This window comes from Pedobacter sp. B4419 (genome assembly GCF_059693725.1).
Window position 1 is genome coordinate 1418134 of sequence record NZ_JCASSL010000002.1, and the last position, 17342, is coordinate 1435475.

Sequence of the window (17342 nt, forward strand, 5' to 3'; positions counted from 1 at the left end):
TTTGCCTTTACTTTTTAAAGCTCCTCACTAGGGTTAGCCATCCTTTGTAGACTATCCACTCAGAACTGTTGTTTCGTTTTACCTTGAGCAGGTAGTAATAAGTGCCTTCGTTAAGCCCTTCGCCTGTCCAGGTATTTTGATAGTTGTTTGAGCGGAATACCTCATTGCCCCAACGGTTAATAATGGTAAGGTCGTTTTGGACAAACTGGTTCAGTCCTCTTATTTCGAAGGTATCATTTATACCATCGCCATTTGGCGTAAAGAGGTTCGGTATCTTGATGTCTACAAAATTCGATTTGATGCTCACCGTAGCTACGTTGGTATAATTGCCCATGATGTCTTTCAACCTGTAGGTAAAGCTATCATCGCCGGTGTAGCCAGGGTTTGGCGTATAGGTAACTGTTCCATCGCCGTTCACTTTTACGGTGCCGTGCTTAGGCTGATCAACGATTTCAATACTGCTAAGATCGAATGCCGAATTGCCAGGGTTATCATTGTCAACAATTGCAATAATAATAGGCTTGTTGGCATTCGTTGCTACCGTGTTGTCTTCGGCAATCGGCTTATTGGTTACCGGCACTGGCGTAACTGTAGAAGCATTGTCAACGAGGGTTGGGTCAAATGTGCTTGTTTCCACCCTGGCTGTATTGGCATAATTACCCGTTGGATTTACCTTGGCCGTAACAGTAAGGGTGACATTAGCTCCATTAGCCAAGTTTCCTATCGTCCATAAACCCGTAGTATTGTTGTAAGTTGTTCCTGCAGGTGCATTGGCCGATACGAAGGTGTAACCATTTGGCAACAAATCCAGCACTGTTACGCCACTTGCATCACTAGGACCCGCATTGGCTACTCTGATACTGAACACCACATTATTGCCAATAGTAGGGCCGGTAACATCCACTGTTTTATTAACCGATAAGTTGGCCGATGCCACTGGTATTGGCGTAACGGTAGAGCTATTGTTGCTTGGATCTGGATCATTGGTGGTCGTATTTGCCGTTGCGGTGTTTGCATAATTGCCGCTTGCATTTACACGAGCCGTGATGGCTAAAACTACATTGGTTCCATTGGCCAGGTTTCCGATGGTCCAAACGCCAGTTGTGTTGTTATAACTTGTTCCAGCAGGTGGATTGGCCGATACGAAGGTATAGCCACTTGGCAGTAAATCGGTGGCGGTAACTCCAGTTGCATCGCTAGGGCCGGTATTGGTTACATTGATGCTAAATACCACATTGTTGCCAACAGCAGGGCTCACGTTGTTTACCGTTTTGCTCACCGATATATTGGCTGTTGCATTTGGTGCCGGGGTTACGGTAGAACTGTTATTTGATGGATCAGGATCAGCCGTTGGCGAGGTAATACTAGCCGTATTGGCATAGTTGCCAGTGGCATTTACACGAGCCGTAATGGTTAGGCTGGCCGTAGCGCTATTGGCTAAAGTACCGATCGTCCATACACCTGTGCTACTGTTGTAGTTTGTTCCTGCCGGCGCTGTTGCACTTACAAAAGTGTAGCCGTTGGCCAAAATATCTGTAACAGCAACTGCGGTTGCCCCACTTGGCCCTGCATTGGCTACATTAATGGTAAATACCACGTTGCTTCCCACGGCTGGGCTGGCATTATTAACTGTTTTGCTTACCGACAGGTTCGATACCGGTGTTGGTATTGGCGTTACCGTAGAACTGTTGTCTGATGGATCAGGGTCGGTAGTTGGCGAGGTTAATGTGGCTGTATTGGCATAATTTCCAGTTGCATTTACCTTAGCGGTAATGTTTAACGTAACATTCGCACCACTAGTTAGGGTACCAATGGTCCATAATCCTGTAGCATTGTTATAAGTCGTTCCGGCGGCTGGCGCAGCGGCAACAAATGTATAACCACTTGGCAATAGATCTGAAGCGGTAACTGCTGGTGCTTCACTTGGTCCGGCATTGCTTGCTGTAATGGTAAATACAACATCACTGCCTACTGCCGGATTAGCTATATCAACTGTTTTGCTAATCGATACATTAGCAATCGCAGTAGGTACAGGTGTAACCGTAGCGGTATTGTTAGCTGGAGCGAGGTCGGTTTCTGTTGCTGTAACGGTTGCGGTGTTCGCATAAATGCCGCTTTCATTAACTTTTGCCGTTATGCTCAATATCCTATTGGCCCCATTAATCATATCGCCAATGGTCCATACGCCTGTTGTGTTATTGTAGGTAGTACCTATTGGCGCAACTGCTCCCACAAAGGTGTAACCGCTTGGCAATACATCTGTAGCGACAACTCCTGTTGCTGCACTTGGGCCCGCATTGGCAACTGTAAGCGTAAAGGTTACATTGTTGCCCTTCGCTGGCGTTGCATTATTAATGGTTTTGGTTATCGAAACATCTGCAACCGCTTTTGGTGCAGGAGTAACTGTTGAGCTGTTATTGCTTGCGTCAGGATCATCAACAGGACTAGCAACAATAGCTGTATTGGCATAATTGCCTGTCGCATTTACCCTCGCTGTAATGGTTAGGGTAGCTGTTGCTCCGTTGGCAATATTGCCGATGGTCCATAATCCTGTTAGGTTATCATAATTAGTTCCTACAGGGGCCACCGCCGAAACAAAGGTATAACCATTTGGCAATACATCATTTACGATAATGCCTGTGGCCGTACTTGGTCCGGCATTAGTTGCTTTAATGGTAAACACCACATTGCTGCCTACATTCGGTGTAGCATTGTCAACGGTTTTAATTACGCTAACATCTGCTACCGGAACTGGTATCGGAGTAACACTTGCATTATTGTTGCTAGGATCTGAATCGGTTTCTGTAGCGGTTATACTTGCCGTATTGGCGTAACTACCCGTTGCATTTACCCTAGCCGTAATCGTAAGCGTTGCATTTGTACCGTTGCCTAAGTTGCCAATGGTCCATATACCTGTTGCATTGTTATAGGCTGTTCCAGCAGGTGCTGATGCCGCTACAAAAGTATAGCCGTTGGCCAACAGGTCATTTACAGCAACATTGGTAGCTGTACTCGGCCCTGCATTGGCGGCGTTAATCGTGAACACCACATTGCTGCCCACATTTGGTGTGGCGTGATCTACTGTTTTAGTAATGCTCACATCGGCTATTGAAATTGGTGTAGGCGTAATCGAAGTACTGTTGTTAGCGGTTACTAAGTCGGTTTGGGTTGCTGTTACATTGGCACTGTTGGTATAAATGCCAGTTGCATTTACCTTGGCCGTAATGGTTAATGTAGCAACTGCTCCATTGCTTAATGTTCCAATATTCCAAACACCTGTTGTAACGTCGTATGCTGTTCCTGCTGGTGCTGTTGCTCCTACAAAGGTGTAGCCGCTTGGCAATAGATCGGTTACAATAATACCCGTGGCCGTACTTGGGCCTGCGCTGCTGGCTTGGAGCGTGAATACCACGTTGCTGCCCACGTTCGGCGTAGCATTGTCAACAGTTTTAGTGATGGCCATATCAGCTACCGGAACAGGCGTTGGGGTAACACTAGAATTGTTATCGGCCGGAACCAGATCGCTTTCTGTAGCCGTGATGTTAGCCGTATTGGTATAGTTCCCCGTTGCATTTACCGTTGCGGTAATTGTTAACGTAGTCGTTACGCCATTACCTAGGTTACCGATGTTCCAGATACCTGTGGCATTGTTAAAAGTAGTACCTACAGGTGCGGAAGCCGATACAAATGTATAACCACTTGGCAGGATATCATTAACTACCACACTGCTCGCGGCACTTGGTCCGGCATTGGTCGCTTTAATTGTGAAGACCACATTGCTGCCTACGTTTGGCGTGGCATTATCTACCGTTTTAACCACATTTACATTTGATACCGGAACCGGCACTGGAGTGCTGGTCGCTGTATTGTTAGCCGGGGTCAAATCTGTTTCGGTGGCCGAAACGGTGGCGGTATTGGCATAATTGCCTGTTGCATTTACCGTTGCAGTAATGGTTAGCGTGGCATTTGAGCCATTGTTCAAATTACCAATCGTCCACAGGCCAGTTGTGTTGTTAAAGGTAGTACCTACCGGTGCAGATGCCGACACAAAAGTATAGCCTGTTGGCAATAAGTCATTTACTGCAACTCCTGTGGCCGTACTTGGGCCTGCGTTCGCAACTTGAATAGTAAAGGTTACGTTGCTGCCTACATTTGGCGTAGCATTGTTAACGGTTTTAGCCACACTTATTTCCGCTACCGGAACCGGTGTAATGGTTACCGTTGAACTGTTATTGCCAGGTGTAGGATCATCCTCTGTGGCAAAAAGATTGGCCGTATTGGCGTATGATCCACTCGCATTCACTTTTGCGGTAATGGTCAATGTAGCATCTGTTCCATTAGCTAGGTTGCCAATTGTCCATAGGCCTGTGCTGTTATCGTAGCTGGTGCCTACAGGGGCTGTTGCCGAAACAAAGGTATAGCCGCTAGGCAACTGATCGCTCACCTTAACATCGCTTGCTGTACTTGGGCCATTATTGGTGGCCTTGATGGTAAATACGACATTGCTACCCACATTTGGCGTGGCATTGTCAACCGTTTTAACCACATTCACATCTGCCACCGGAACTGGTACCGGACTAACGCTCGCATTGTTATTGCCTGGTGCCGGATCGGTTTCTGTACCAGTTATATTGGCCGTGTTAGTATAGTTTCCTGTAGCATTTACCGTTGCAGTAATGGTTAACACTGCGTTTACGCCACTATTCAAATTACCGATAGCCCATACGCCCGTTGCGTTGTTGTAAGTCGTTCCGGCAGGAGCCGCAGCCGAAACGAAGGCATAGCCTGTTGGCAACAGATCGTTTACATTAACATTTGTGGCTGTGCTTGGCCCTGCATTAGCTGCCGTTAAAGTAAAGTTGATGGTGCTGCCTACATTAGGTGTTAGGCTACTTGCCGTTTTGGTGATGGCCACATCAGCAATTGGAATTGGGATTGGAACTACGGTTGAATTGTTATTACCGTGATCAGGGTCGTTTTCTGTTGCCGTAATAGCTGCCGAGTTGGCATAAGACCCTGTTGCATTTACCTTAGCTGTAATGGCGAGCGTAGCTGTTGCGCTATTGCCCAGGTTGCCAATGGTCCATAATCCTGTTGTGTTATCATAGCTGGTTCCTACAGGAGCTACTGCGGAAACAAAGGTATAGCCATTTGGCAATACGTCATTTACCACTACATTGCTTGCTGCACTTGGTCCGGCATTGCTCGCATTAATGGTAAATACAACATTAGTACCAACATTTGGCGCCATATTATCTACCATTTTAACCACGCTCACATTGGCCACCGGAACCGGCACAGGAGTAACGGTAGAACTATTATTGCCCGTTGTAAGGTCAGTCTCGGTTGCTGTTACATTGGCTGTATTAGCATAGTTGCCCGTGGCATTTACTGTTGCGGTAATGGTCAATATGTTGTTTGCACCATTGTTCAAATTGCCGATGGTCCATACACCTGTAGCACTATTGTAATTTGTTCCCGCTGGTGCGCTTGCCGATACAAAAGTATAGCCTGTTGGCAAGAGATCATTTACTGCAACATTGGTGGCCATACTTGGGCCAGCGTTCGCAACTGTAATGTTAAAGGTAATGTTGTTGCCTACCGAAGGCGATAGGTTTGTTGCGGTTTTAACGACGCTTACATCTGCCACAGGAACTGGTGCAGGGGTAATCGTAACGCTATTTGTGCTTGGATCTGGATCTGTCTCGTTGGCCGAAATCGTAGCTGTATTTGAATAAGAACCAGTAGCATTTACCCTCGCCGTAATGGTTAGGATCGCTGTAGCACCGTCGGCCAAGCCTCCGATGGTCCATTGGCCGCTTACATTGTCATAGCTGGTGCCTGCTGGGGCATTGGCCGAAATAAAAGTGTAACCATTGGCCAGCACATCGTTCACATTTACGCCGGTAGCAGTAGAAGCGCTTGGGCCTGTATTGCTGGCCGTAATGGTAAACACCACGTTGCTGCCTACATTCGGAGTAGGATTATCTACCGTTTTGGTAACTTTTACATCAGCTATTGGAACTGGCACAGGAGTAACGCTAGAACTATTGTTGCCCATCGTAGGATCCGTTTCTGTCGCGGTAGCTGAGGCAGTATTGGTATAATTGCCCGTTGCATTCACTGTTGCCGTAATGGCCAATGTTGTATTTACACCATTAGCTAAATTTCCGATGCTCCAAACGCCCGTTCCGTTGTTATAGCTTGTTCCTGCAGGAGCAACAGCAGATACGAAGGTATAGCCAGTGGGTAATACATCTTGTACCGAAACGCCTGTCGCATTGCTGGGTCCGGCATTGGCCACGGTGATGTTAAAAGTAACATTGCTGCCTACATTCGGAGTAGCATTGCTGGTCGTTTTCACGACTGAAATGTCTGCTATTGGAACCGGTACCGGGCTTACCGTTGCATTATTGTTAGTTGGGTTAGGGTCATCTTCAGTTGCTATTATAGCCACGGTATTCGCATAAGAGCCACTTGCATTTACTGAAGCTGTAATGGTTAGGATCGAGCTGGCACCATTGGCTAAACCACCGATGGTCCAAACGCCAGTGCCGTTATTGTAGTTTGTTCCTGCAGGAGCAACAGCCGATACGAAAGTATAGCCAGTTGGCAATACATCTTGTACCGAAACGCCTGTTGCACCGCTAGGCCCTGCATTGGCCGCTGTAATGGTGAATGTGACATTGCTGCCCACATTTGGAGTGAGGCTGCTTGCAATTTTGGTTACCGATACATCTGCCAATGGACTCGGTACCGGAGTAACTGTTGAGCTGTTATTTGCAGGTGTTGGATCGGTTTCAGCGCCTGTAATCGTAGCTGTATTGGCATAACTTCCCGTTGCATTTACCGTTGCCACAATACTCAATGTACTGCTTGCCCCTTTTACCAAATTACCAATAGCCCAAACACCTGTGCCATTGGTATAAGTTGTACCTACTGGTGCTGCTGCCGACACAAAGGTATAGCCGCTTGGCAGAAGGTCGGCTACCGAAACGCCGGTCGCGTCGCTAGGTCCGGCATTGGCCGCCACGATGGTGAAGGTAATATTGCTGCCCACCACCGGCGAAGCACCATTTGCGGTTTTAACAACCGATAACTCGCTTTCTTTGGTCACAGCGGTTACTGCTGTACTGCTGTTGTTTGATAAGTCGTAATCGGTTAAACCTCCCGGCAAGGTAATAGTTGCGGTATTGCTTATGTTAGCGGCGCTGGTTGATGATTTAATATTACCATTTACGGTGATGAGCAAATAATTGGCCGAACCAATCGGAACGTTGCCTGCGGTTGAAATGGTATTGGTGTTGCCGTTATTTGCTCCTGTTAAGCCTGCTGTGCCAAAAGCAGCGGCAGACCAAGTTACATTTTCAATATCGGCAGGAACAATATCGTTTATCGTTACGCCATTGGCAGCAACAGGGCCTTTATTGCTTACTTTAATGGTATAGCTAACCGCCGAACCAGCTCTTGCAGATTGAGTACCGCTTTTTTCTACCAATACATCGGTAGATTGGTTTACCGAGGTCGTAACCGAACTTTGCGGATTTCCTCCTGCCGTAACAATTACCGTATTGGTAAACATGGCACCTGCCGAAGTATTTACAATCCCTTGAACGGTAATCGTAATTTTTGCATTCGGATCTGCCGGGATATCGCCCATGGTACTGATGTTATTGGAGGTACCGCCAGTTGCGCCTGTAATGCTGGCGCCTCCTGTGGCTATAGCTGTCCAACTGCTTACGGTTACATCAGCCGGTACAGCGTCGTTGATCAAAGCACCCGTTACATTTCCAAGCCCAGCATTGGTTACTACAATGGTGTAGCTAATCGGATCGAGAATGCTCACATTGGCTGGTCCGTTTTTAGATACACGTATATCTGCCGTATTATTTACTATTGTTGGTACAGTACTGGTGTTAGAGCCTGCTTCAGGGTCTGTAATCGGACTGCCTACAGGGAAGGTGGCCGTAGCTGTATTGCTAAAATTAGAGCCATTAACCGCAGCTGGGGTTACTGTTCCGCTTACGGCAATATCGATTGCTCCATTTCCAGCTGGGATATCGCCAGTAATATTGATGCTTCCCGAGCCATTACTGGCACTCACTGTAGCGCCATTCTGTACCGTTGCCGTCCATGTTGGATTTTGGATCTCCGCTGGGATGGCATCAGAAATCAAGATGCCAGTGGCATTACTTGGTCCGGCATTTATAATGTGGATGTTGTATGAAATTGTTTCTCCAGCGCCGATATTGGCCGGTCCGGATTTTGTAATTCTCACATTGGCCACACGCGAAATCGTTGTGTTAATCGTGCTCGTGGCAGGTGTTGGATCGGTTACGCCTGCTTCAGGTGTAGCTGTGGCTGTATTGGCAAGCGTAGTACCAGCGTAATTGGCATCGATCGTTCCATTTATAGTAATGGTAACAGCAGCTGTTCCTGCCGGAATAGCAGCAAACAGATTGACATTGCCTGTACCATTGGCCGCTCCAGTTATGGTAGCTCCATTTTGGGCAGTCGCTGTCCATGTGGCATTATTAACGCCTACCGGAAGGTTGTCTATGATGTTTACATTACCCGCATCACTAGGTCCTGCATTGGTTACATTAATGGTATAAAGGATGCTATTTCCTGCCACTGCTGTTCCTGGTCCTGTTTTTTGGATGCGGATGTCTGCGCTTTTATCAACAGCTGTAGTCACGGTGTTCGAATTAACTACCGGATCTAGTGGGTCTGGCGAAGTTGCCGTTGCCATATTTGATAAAATAGAAGCGGTAGCATTTGCTGGTAGCTGTCCGGTAATATTAATGGTAATGACGTTGCTGCTTCCAGCCGGGATATTGGCATTAACGGCAACATTGTTACCTGCTCCGTTTGCACCACTGTTAATCGTGGCTGTTCCAGCGGCTGTTGCTGTCCATGTAACACCTGTAAGCGCTGCGGGAACCACATCCCCAATTAAATTAGAAACTGCATTTCCGGTTCCGTCATTGGTAACGCTAAGGCTATAGTTTACCGTTGTACCCGCATTGGCAGTAGCTGGTCCTGTTTTTACAATCTTGATGTCAACAGGGGTGCTTCCAACAGAAGAAGTATTATTGGTGGTACTTGGATCGTTCTCCGTTGCCAAAATATTAGCCACGTTGGTATAGTTTCCGGTAGCGTTCACTTTTGCCACAATACTTAGCGTTGCATTGGCGCCATTGGCCAAAGTTCCAATTGCCCAAGCTCCAGTAGTATTGTCATAGGTGCTAGCTCCAGATGGCGTTGCCGAAACAAAGGTATAGCCGCTAGGTAACAGGTCGTTTACGGTAACTCCGGTCGCTGCACTTGGTCCCGCGTTAGAAGCCGTTAGGGTAAAGGTAACATTGCTGCCTACATTTGGCGAGGCCTTGCTGATCTGCTTCACAACCGATAGGTCTGCTTGAGCCACCGGCACTGGCGTATTGGTTGCACTGTTGTTGCCTGGTGTAGGGTCATTTTCAGTTGCCGTAATACTTGCCGTATTGACATAATTGCCTGTAGCATTTACGGTTGCGGTAATGGCCAAGCTGGTGTTTACGCCGTTGGCTAAAGTTCCGATGTCCCAAACGCCTGTTGTACTATTATAAGTCGTTCCAACAGGAGCGGCAGCCGAAACAAAAGTATAGCCGCTAGGAAGCAGGTCGTTCACTTTAACCGCTGTTGCATCACTTGGTCCGGCATTACTGGCCGTTAAGGTAAATATAACATTGCTGCCCACATTTGGCGTATTGTTGCTGGCTGTTTTGGTAATTGAAACATTTGCTATTGGTACCGGAACAGGCGTGCTGGTTGCACTGTTGTTGCCCGGTATTGGGTCGGTTTCTGTAGCACTAATACTTGCTATATTGGCATAGTTGCCAGCAGCTTTAACCGTAGCTACAATATTTAGCGTTGCATTGGCCCCGTTGGCCAAGGTGCCGATGGTCCAAACACCTGTTGCATTGCTATAAGTGGTGCTTCCCGATGGCGTGGCCGATACAAAAGTATAGCCGCTCGGCAAAAGATCGTTCACTTTAACGGTTGTGGCATCGCTTGGACCGGCATTAGTGGCAGTAAGCGTAAAGGTTACATTGCTGCCCACATTCGGCGCGGTATTGCTTACGCTCTTCGTAATCGATACTTCTGCTACTGGTACTGGTACCGGAGTACTGGTAGAAGTATTGTTAGCTGGTGTCAAATCAGCTTCTGTGGCCGCAATAGTTGCCGTATTCGCATAGCTTCCAGTAGCGTTAACCGTTGCGATTATACTCAAGGTTGTATTCACGCCATTGGCCAAAGTTCCAATGTCCCAAATGCCTGTTATATTGTTATAAGTCGTCCCGGCAGGAGCAGAAGCCGAAACAAAAGTATAGCCATTAGGAAGTAAATCCGTGACTTTAACAACAGTAGCATCACTTGGACCGGCGTTGGCTGCCGTTAAGGTAAAGGTTACGTTGCTTCCTACATCTGGAGTAGCATCGCTTACGGTTTTATTAATCGAAACATTGGCAACTGGTACCGGAACAGGTGTGCTGGTTGCACTGTTGTTGCCTGGTGTAGGATCAGTTTCTGTAGCCGTGATACTTGCCGTGTTGGCATAGTTGCCTGTTGCTTTTACTGTAGCCACAACATTTAAAGTTGCATTTGCGCCATTGGCCAAGGTACCGATGGTCCAAACACCTGTTGCATTGCTATAAGTGGTGCTTCCCGATGGCGTGGCCGAGACAAAGGTATAGCCGCTCGGCAAAAGATCGTTCACTTTAACCGTTGTTGCATCGCTTGGTCCGGCATTAGTAGCGGTAAGCGTAAAGGTGACATTGCTGCCCACATTCGGCGTGGCATTATCCACTATTTTGGTGACCGATACCTCAGCAATTGGCACAGGAACCGGTGTATTGGTTGCGCTATTGTTGCCTGGTGTAAGGTCAGTTTCGGTCGCGGTAATATTTGCTGTATTGGCGTAGTTTCCGGTCGCATTTACAGTTGCAATAACACTGAGCGTAGCATTGCTTCCATTGGTCAAGGTACCGATGGCCCAAACGCCAGTTCCATTGTTATAAGTAGTGCTTCCTGATGGCGTAGCGGATACAAAAGTATAGCCGGTAGGTAAAAGGTCGGTCACACTCACATTGCTTGCCGAACTTGGACCGGCATTGCTCGCAGTTAAGGTAAAAGTGACATTGCTGCCTACATTTGGCGTACCATTGCTTGCGGTTTTCGTAATCGAAACATCGGCAACCGGAACAGGAACAGGCGTGCTGGTTGCACTGTTGTTGCCTGGTGTAAGGTCTGTTTCAGTTGCTATAATGTTTGCCGTGTTGGCATAGTTGCCCGTTGCTTTTACCGTAGCCACAACATTTAAAGTTGCATTTGCGCCATTGGCCAAGGTACCGATGGTCCAAACGCCTGTTGCATTGCTATAAGTAGTGCTTCCTGATGGTGTTGCCGATACGAAGGTATAGCCATTTGGCAAAAGGTCGTTCACTTTAACCGCAGTAGCATCGCTTGGGCCGGAGTTAGTGGCGGTAAGCGTAAAGGTTACATTGCTGCCCACATTCGGTGTGGCATTGTCCACTATTTTAGTAACCGATACATCAGAAACAGGAACAGGAACAGGTGTACTGGTCGAAGTATTATTGCCCGGAGTGAGATCGGTTTCCGTTGCCGTAATCGTTGCCGTATTGGCATAATTTCCGGTAGCCTTAACCGTGGCAACAATGTCTAATGTAGCGCTTGCGCCATTGGTCAAAGTACCGATAGCCCACACTCCGGTTCCGCTGTTATAAGTGGTACTTCCAGATGGTGTAGCAGAGACAAAGGTATAGCCACTCGGCAGTAAATCTGTCGCACTCACTGCGGTTGCCGAACTAGGGCCAGCATTACTCGCTGTTAAGGTAAAAGTAACATTACTGCCTACATTCGGATTGTTGCTGTTTGTTGTTTTCGCGATAGAAACGTCGGCTACTGACACCGGAACAGGCGTGCTGGTCGAAGTATTATTGCCTGGCGTTGGATCAGTTTCCGTACCGGTAATCGTTGCTGTATTGGCATAGCTGCCCGTAGCATTAACTGTTGCTACGATATTTAAAGTTGCATTTGCGCCGTTGGCCAAGGTACCAATGGTCCAGACACCCGTGCCGTTATCATAAGTTGTGCTTCCTGATGGTGTAGCCGATACAAAAGCATAACCTGCAGGCAAAAGATCTGTTACTTTAACGCTTGTGGCGTCGCTTGGTCCGGCATTGCTTGCTGTTAACGTGAAAGTAACATTGCTGCCCACATTTGGTGTAGCATTGCTTACGTTTTTGCTAACAGACAGGTCTGAAATTGGTACTGGAACAGGTGTATTTGTTGCGCTGTTATTGCCTGGAGTGAGGTCTGTTTCAGTCGCGGAAATCGTCGCGGTGTTGGCGTAATTTCCGGTAGCATTAACGGCAGCTACAATAGCTAAAGTTGCGCTGGCGCCATTGGTCAAAGTACCAATTGTCCACAGTCCTGTTCCATTGTTATAGTTGGTACTTCCCGATGGGGTAGCCGATACAAAAGTATAACCGCTTGGCAAAAGATCTGCTACGCTTACCCCTGTAGCCGAGCTTGGGCCGGCATTGCTTGCTGTTAAGGTAAAGGTAACGTTGCTGCCTACATTCGGTGTAGCGCTGCTCGCTGTTTTGGTAATGGAAACATCGGCAACCGCCACAGGTACAGGCGTACTCGTTGCGCTGTTGTTGGCAGGTGTTAGGTCGGTTTCCGTAGCGGTAATCGTTGCCGTATTGGCATAATTTCCTGTTGCGTTAACCGTAGCTACAATATTTAAGGTAGCATTGGCACCATTGGCCAACGTACCGATGGTCCAAACACCCGTTGCATTGTTATAAGTAGTACTTCCAGATGGCGTGGCTGATACAAAAGTATAGCCAGTAGGCAACAGGTCAGTCGCGCTAACCGTAGTTGCTGCACTTGGACCCGCATTGCTTGCTGTTAAGGTAAAGGTAACGTTGCTGCCTACATTTGGCGTGCCGTTGCTTGCTGTTTTCGTAATGGAAACATCAGCAATTGGAACCGGAACAGGCGTACTGGTTGCCGTATTATTTCCTGGTGTCAGATCGGTTTCAGTGGCGGTAATGCTTGCTGTATTGGCATAGCTGCCCGAAGCCTTAACTGTGGCCACGATGCTCAAAGTAGCATTGGCGCCATTGGTCAAGGTACCAATTTTCCAAACACCCGTGCCGTTGTTGTAGCTTGTGCTTCCCGATGGAGTAGCAGATACAAAGGTATAGCCGCTTGGCAAAAGATCAGTCGCGCTCACTGCGGTTGCCGAACTTGGGCCGGCATTGCTCGCTGTTAAGGTAAAGGTAACATCACTGCCTACATTTGGCGTACTGTTGCTTGCTGTTTTAGTAATGGAAACATCGGCAACTGCTACAGGTACAGGCGTACTGGTAGAAGTATTGTTTCCAGGCGTAGGATCGGTTTCTGCCGAAGTAATGGTAACCGTATTCGCATAGTTTCCAGTTGCGTTAACCGTTGCAACAATGCTTAAAGTCTCGTTTGCTCCATTGGCTAAGGTGCCAATAGCCCAAAGCCCTGTGGTGCTATTGTAAGTTGTGCTTCCCGATGGGGTAGCAGACACAAAAGTATAGCCGCTTGGCAACAAATCAGTAGCGCTAACCGTAGTTGCCGAACTTGGCCCGGCATTGCTCGCAGTTAAGGTAAAAGTAACATTGCTGCCTACGTTTGGCGTTCCGCTACTCGCTGTTTTGGTGATCGATACATCGGCAACCGCTACTGGACCCGGAGAACTGGTCGCAGTATTGTTTCCTGGTGTTGGATCTGTTTCTGTAGCGGTAACCGTAGCCGTATTGGCATAGCTGCCCGAAGCCTTAACTGTTGCTACAATACTCAAAGTAGCGTTGGCACCATTGGCCAACGTGCCGATGGTCCAAATTCCTGTACCACTGTTGTAGGTTGTGCTTCCAGATGGAGTGGCAGAAACAAAGGTATAGCCGTTAGGCAATACATCAGTAGCGCTTACACTTGTCGCCGAACTAGGGCCCGCATTGCTCGCAGTTAGGGTAAAAGTAACGTTGCTACCTACATTCGGACTATTGTTGTTTGCCGTTTTGGTAATCGAAACATCGGCAACTGGTACAGGCACAGGTGTATTTGTGGCGCTGTTATTGCCTGGTGTAGGATCTGTTTCGGTTGAAGTAACTGTAACTGTGTTAGCATAGCTGCCCGTAGCATTAACGGTAGCCACGATGTTCAATGTAGCATTAGCGCCGTTGGCCAAAGTACCAATGGTCCAAACACCTGTGGCGCTGTTATAAGATGTACTTCCAGATGGAGTGGCCGACACAAAAGTATAGCCGTTTGGCAACGTCTCCGTTGCACTCACACCCGTAGCTGCGCTTGGCCCGGCATTGCTCGCAGTTAGAGTAAAAGTAACATTGCTGCCTACATTCGGCGTGCCGTTGCTTGCGGTTTTGGTGATCGAAACATCGGCAACCGGTACGGGCGTGGTGCTTATCGTCGCGGTATTATTTGCCGTGTTAGGGTCTGTTTCATTGCCGGTAACTGTAGCCGTGTTGGTATAATTTCCTGTTGCATCAACAGAAGCCGTGATGCTCAACGTTGCACTCGATCCATTATTTAAATTACCGATGGTCCACAAACCGGTCGCATTGTCGTAGGTGGTGCTTCCCGATGGTATAGCCGAAACAAAATTATAGCCGGTTGGCATTAGATCGCTTACTTTAACTCCCGTTGCTGCGCTTGGTCCGGCATTACTTGCGGTTAAGGTAAAAACAACATTGCTGCCTACATTTGGCGTAGCTATATTTACCGTTTTGGTAACTGATATATCTGATACCGCTCCAGGCATTAGCGTTACCGAAGAAGTATTGTTCGCTGTATTTGGATCGTTCTCTGTTGCGGTAATATTGGCAACATTCGCATAAGAACCTGTAGCTTTTATGTTTGCCACGATGTTCAACGTTGCACTGGCACCATTGGCTAGGGTTCCGATGGTCCAAATTCCAGTGGTACTGTTATAAGTGGTACTTCCCGATGGCGTAGCCGATACAAAGGTATAGCCGCTTGGCAAAAGATCGCTTACGCTTACTCCTGTAGCCGAGCTAGGGCCCGCATTAGAGGCGCTAAGCATAAAAGTCACATTGTCGCCCACATTAGACGATGCTCCATTAGAAGTTTTACTAATTACTACGTCGGCAACAGGAACTGGATTTGGTGTACTGGTAGCGCTGTTGTTCCCTGGCGTAGGATCGGTTTCAGTAGCCGTGATCGTGGCCGTATTTGCATAACTACCAGTAGCGTTCACAGTAGCAACGATATTTAACGTAGCATTGGCGCCATTGGCCAAGGTACCGACGGTCCAAACACCTGTTGTGCTGTTGTAAGTGGTAGTTCCAGATGGTGTAGCCGACACAAAAGTATAGCCGCTAGGCAACAAATCGGTAGCACTTACACTTGTTGCTGAGCTTGGCCCAGCATTGCTGGCGGTTAGTGTAAAAGTTACGTTGCTGCCTACATTTGGTGTATTATTGCTTGCTATTTTGGCAATCGATACATCAGCAACAGGTACTGGTACTGGGGTGCTGGTCGCGCTATTATTGCCCGGTGTAGGATCGGTTTCAGTACTGGTAATTGTTGCAGTATTCGCATAGCTTCCAGAGGCTTTAACTGTGGCCACAATACTCAAAGTCGCATTCGCACCATTGGCCAAGGTACCGATTGTCCAAATACCAGTTCCATTGTTATAGGTGGTGCTTCCCGATGGCGTAGCCGATACAAAGGTATAGCCGTTAGGCAAAAGATCCGTTGCGCTCACACTCGTCGCCGAACTTGGTCCGGCGTTGCTCGCTGTTAAGGTAAAGGTAACATTACTGCCTACGTTTGGCGTTCCGCTACCTGCTGTTTTCGTAATCGAAACATCGGCTATTGGTACTGGCACTGGCGTGCTGGTTGCACTGTTATTACCTGGTGTAGGATCAGATTCTGTAGCTGTAATTGTTGCCGTATTCGCATAGCTGCCCGTTGCATTAACCGTGGCTACAATGCTCAAAGTCGCATTCGCGCCGTTGGCCAAGGTGCCGATGGTCCAAACGCCGGTGCCGCTGTTATAGGTGGTGCTTCCCGATGGCGTGGCCGATACAAAAGTATAGCCACTTGGCAAAAGATCCGTTGCGCTCACACTCGTCGCCGAACTTGGTCCGGCATTGCTAGCCGTTAAGGTAAAAGTTATGTTGCTGCCTGCGTTTGGCGTTCCGCTGCTTGCCGTTTTCGTAATCGAAACATCGGCTATTGGTACAGGAACAGGCGTACTTGTCGAAGTATTGTTTCCAGGTGTTGGGTCGGTTTCGGTAGCCGTAATTGTTGCCGTATTCGCATAGCTGCCTGTAGCATTAACCGTGGCTACAACACTTAAAGTCGCATTCGCGCCGTTGGCCAAGGTACCGATTGTCCAAACGCCCGTGCCACTGTTATAGGTGGTGCTTCCCGATGGCGTAGCCGATACAAAGGTATAGCCGGCAGGCAAAAGGTCCGTTGCACTCACACTCGTCGCTGAACTTGGTCCGGCGTTGCTCGCCGTTAATGTAAAAGTAACATTGCTGCCTACGTTTGGCGTTCCGCTGCTTGCTGTTTTCGTAATCGAAACATCGGCGATTGGTACAGGAACAGGCGTGCTTGTCGATGTATTGTTTCCTGGCGTTGGGTCTGATTCTGTAGCCGTAATTGTTGCCGTATTCGCATAGCTGCCCGAAGCTTTCACTGTGGCTACGATGCTCAAAGTCGCATTCGCGCCGTTGGCCAAGGTACCGATGGTCCAAACGCCGGTTCCGCTATTATAGGTGGTGCTTCCCGATGGCGTAGCCGACACAAAGGTATAGCCGGCAGGCAACACATCCGTCGCGCTAACTGTAGTTGCTGAGCTTGGACCGGCATTAGCTGCCATTAAGGTAAAGGTCACATTGCTGCCTACGTTTGGCGTTCCGCTACTTGCTGTTTTCGCAATCGAAACATCGGCTATTGGTACAGGAACAGGCGTACTTGTCGAAGTATTGTTTCCAGGGGTAGGGTCGGCTTCGGTACTGGTAATTGTTGCCGTATTCGCATAGCTGCCCGTTGCATTAACCGTGGCTACAATGCTCAAAGTCGCATTCGCGCCGTTGGCCAAGGTACCGATGGTCCAAACACCCGTGCCGATGTTATAGGTGGTGCTTCCCGATGGCGTAGCCGATACAAAAGTATAGCCGGCAGGCAACACATCCGTCGCGCTAACTGTAGTTGCTGAGCTTGGACCGGCATTAGCTGCCATTAAGGTA

General features: G+C 48.2%; 1 protein-coding gene. It reads right to left on the minus strand.

What is annotated here, in order from left to right; translation table 11 throughout:
- Positions 1 to 7: 7 nt before the first annotated feature.
- A complete protein-coding gene (locus AC570H_RS17680; RefSeq protein ID WP_497357262.1) occupies positions 8 to 17335 on the minus strand; it encodes a T9SS type B sorting domain-containing protein in 17328 nt (5775 codons plus the stop codon).
- Between the last annotated feature and the right edge of the window lie 7 nt (positions 17336 to 17342).

Excerpts from the sequence above, each read along its gene's own strand:
- AC570H_RS17680 (WP_497357262.1), bottom strand. The coding sequence starts at position 17,335 with ATGGCAGCTAATGCCGGTCCAAGCTCAGCAACTACAGTTAGCGCGACG.